Source organism: Arthrobacter sp. JCM 19049 (genome assembly GCF_001310435.1).
Map to the genome: position 1 here is coordinate 1 of NZ_BAXF01000277.1, position 2,895 is coordinate 2,895.

General features: G+C 64.4%; 4 protein-coding genes and 1 tRNA gene. 2 read left to right on the plus strand and 3 right to left on the minus strand.

Annotated features, from left to right (window positions below):
* Positions 1 to 49: 49 nt before the first annotated feature.
* Positions 50 to 451 (minus strand): DUF3662 domain-containing protein, encoded by a 402-nt coding sequence (locus JCM19049_RS10885; protein WP_054821601.1) that lies wholly within the window; start codon positions 449 to 451, stop codon positions 50 to 52.
* A 268-nt stretch (positions 452 to 719) separates the two neighbouring features.
* On the opposite strand from JCM19049_RS10885, the gene JCM19049_RS10890 reads away from it, so the two are divergent.
* Positions 720 to 803, plus strand: a tRNA-Leu gene (locus tag JCM19049_RS10890).
* A 123-nt stretch (positions 804 to 926) separates the two neighbouring features.
* Positions 927 to 1,367: a metallophosphoesterase family protein gene (locus tag JCM19049_RS10895; protein ID WP_374700297.1), complete on the plus strand. Its 441-nt coding sequence runs from the start codon at positions 927 to 929 to the stop codon at positions 1,365 to 1,367.
* Positions 1,368 to 1,476: 109 nt separating this feature from the next.
* Here the strand turns inward: JCM19049_RS10895 and JCM19049_RS10900 are convergent, their stop codons facing one another.
* Positions 1,477 to 2,544 (minus strand): sn-glycerol-3-phosphate ABC transporter ATP-binding protein UgpC, encoded by a 1,068-nt coding sequence (locus JCM19049_RS10900; RefSeq protein WP_054821602.1) that lies wholly within the window; start codon positions 2,542 to 2,544, stop codon positions 1,477 to 1,479.
* Between the two features lie 114 nt (positions 2,545 to 2,658).
* Positions 2,659 to 2,808: a substrate-binding domain-containing protein gene (locus tag JCM19049_RS22615; protein ID WP_306420783.1), complete on the minus strand. Its 150-nt coding sequence runs from the start codon at positions 2,806 to 2,808 to the stop codon at positions 2,659 to 2,661.
* Between the last annotated feature and the right edge of the window lie 87 nt (positions 2,809 to 2,895).

Genomic DNA, 2,895 nt, shown 5'->3' on the forward strand with positions numbered 1-2,895 from the left:
TTGCCGGAGGCCGGTGCTGCGGGCCGGTGTGGGGCGGGAGCTGGATTCTTTACCGACGCGGAGGCGGCGCGCCCGCCGCGCCTTCCTTGATGGAGGCGCTGATCTCGACTTCACCGCGGCGGCGGTCCTCTTCGCCCACGAAGTGAATGCGGATGTTGTCCCGCACCGAGTATCCCTGGCTCATCGCGTGCTCGGCGGTGACCTTGGCCATTTCGTTGACAACCGAGGAACCCCAGGCCTTGGCGGTCTGGTAGTCATCGTTGCTCAGGTGTACGACAAAGTCGTTGGGGGCAAGGCTGCGCCCCTCGCTAATGGCCAGGATGCCCCGGTCCATTTCATTGCGCAGGGCAGTAGTCAGTTCCACCGGTTTGATCTCCGCGCTGCTGTTGCCGCGAAAGAAGCTGGTGACGACCTTCTCTAGACCACGTTCGACGTTGTCGAGAAAGCTCATTTCGAGCGCTCCTTTCTTAGATTCACGCATGTCGCAGGTCAAGTGCTTGGTTCCTGCGACCCGTGTGGCGCGGAACGTCTCTGTCGATCTTACTGTTTTCGGCTGTGGAAATGCAGGATGCCAACTGCACGCAGTCCGACGATACGGCAACGATTTGGACACCTAAAGAGTTTCAATTGTGTCGCTAACCACATTTGCCCATTTCGATTAGGAGAATCGAATCGAGTGTGTATAAGATTATTTTCGTTGCTGCGAGAGTAGCGAACAAGCGCGAGTGGCGGAATTGGTAGACGCGCTGGCTTCAGGTGCCAGTGCCCGCAAGGGCGTGGGGGTTCAAGTCCCCCCTCGCGCACACACCGGATATCCCGGGACATCACATAGTTGATGTCCCGGGATATTTCTTTAACCCAGGCCCCGCGAGCCAGTCTGGATTCGGCGCTTGTCCCCGGCGTGCCGAGGCCCGAAGATGTAAGGCATGGCCACACGAGTTCTTCTGCTCGCCGACACCCACGTCCCCGCCCGGGCAAGGAAACTGCCCTCTGCGGTGCTTCAGGCCGTTGCGGCCGCCGATGCCGTGATTCATGCGGGGGACTGGATCGATCTGCCGACCTATGAACTGCTCTTTAACCGGGCCCGCCAGCTCCATGGGGTCTACGGGAACAATGACGGTCCGGATTTGCGGCAGCGGCTGCCGGAAGTCGCGCACTTCACCGTGGAGGAGCTGAAGTTCTCCCTCATTCACGAGACCGGGCCTGCCCGGCGCCGTGAGGAACGCGCGGACGCGGCGTTTGCCGGCAGCGACGTACTGGTGTTCGGGCACTCGCATATCCCCTGGGATACGGTTTCTCCCGGCGGGATGCGCCTGCTCAATCCCGGTTCCCCCACGGACCGCGCCGCCAGCCACACTGCACCATGATGAGCGTGGTGGTGACGGGGCGCCGCCTGGAGGTCGAATTGCACCGGGTGGAGCGCGACTAGGCCGGTCCTGGCCGCCGGACACGGCGGCCAGGACCATCAGTGGGAAGTCAGGCCTGGGTCAGGCGCTGGCCCGAGGCGGTCTCGAACAGGTGGATGTGTCCGGGCTCCGGGACGATGTTGATCTTCTCGCCCCGCCGCGGCGGCTTGCGCCCATCCACCCGCATCACCACCGGGTGGTCCTTGCCCTCAAGGTGCACGCTGCCGTAAATGTAGGCGTCCGCGCCGAGTTCCTCCACCACGTCCACGTGCAGTTCGACACCCTCGCCCGGGGCTGCCCGGCGCAGATCCTCGGGACGGATGCCGAAGGTGGTGCCGCCGGAGGCTCCCGGGGCGGGGTAGGCCGTGTTGCCGAAGGCCACCTGGCCCCCAGTCTCGGTGAGCTCCAGCAGGTTCATGGACGGGGAGCCGATGAAACCGGCGACGAAGACGTTGTTGGGCCGGTCGTAGAGTTCACGCGGGGTTCCCACCTGCTGCAAGGTGCCTTCCTTCAAGACCGCCACGCGGTCTCCCATGGTCAGCGCCTCCACCTGGTCGTGGGTGACGTACACGGTGGTGACCCCGAGCCGGCGGGTCAGCGAGGAGATCTGGGTGCGGGTCTGCACGCGCAGCTTCGCGTCCAGGTTCGACAGCGGCTCATCCATGAGGAACACCTGCGGTGAGCGCACAATCGCCCGTCCCATGGCCACGCGCTGGCGCTGGCCGCCGGACAACGCCTTCGGCTTGCGGTCCAGGTACTGTTCCAGATCCAGCAGCTGCGCTGCCTCGCGCACCCGCCGGGCCCGTTCTTCCTTGTCCACCCCGGCGATCTTCAGGGCGAAGCCCATGTTCTCCGCCACGCTCATGTGCGGGTACAACGCATAGTTCTGGAAGACCATGGCAATATCCCGGTCCTTGGGCGGAACGTTCGTGACGTCCCGGTCCCCGATGCGGATGGTCCCGCCGTCCACCTCCTCCAGCCCGGCCAGCATGCGCAGTGTGGTGGACTTGCCGCAGCCCGAGGGGCCGACCAGGACGAGGAATTCCCCATCGGCGATTTCCAGGTCGATGCCGTCCACCGAGGGGACCAGTGCACCGGGATAGATACGCGTGGCTTTCTCAAAAGTCACAGATGCCATGACGACATTCCTTTCACGGGCAGGTACGTGCCCGACGATCCGTAGTGAAAGTGATATGGGTAACAGCATTCTTGCACACTTCTGTCCCGGGTTCCGGCCTGGTGTTGTTCGCCCCTAGGCTTGGGCGACGGTGGAGCCGCGCACCACGAGCTGTCCGGGCAGCACCAGATGCGAGGCATCCAGCGGTTCGCCCTCGATGAGCCGGCGCAGCTGCCGGGCGGCCCCGCGGCCCAGCCCCTCGGCGTCCAGGTTGATGCTGGTCAATGGAGGTTGGTGGTGGAGGAGTAGGGAAGGTCATCGAACCCGGCCACGGCCAGCTCGTCGGGAAGCTGCAGCCCGGCCACCCGGGCC

Bases quoted from the DNA above. Each gene is read 5' to 3' on its own strand.
- JCM19049_RS10885 (WP_054821601.1), bottom strand. From the start codon at position 451: ATGAGCTTTCTCGACAACGTCGAACGTGGTCTAGAGAAGGTCGTCACC.
- JCM19049_RS10895 (WP_374700297.1), top strand. From the start codon at position 927: ATGGCCACACGAGTTCTTCTGCTCGCCGACACCCACGTCCCCGCCCGG.
- JCM19049_RS10900 (WP_054821602.1), bottom strand. From the start codon at position 2,544: ATGGCATCTGTGACTTTTGAGAAAGCCACGCGTATCTATCCCGGTGCA.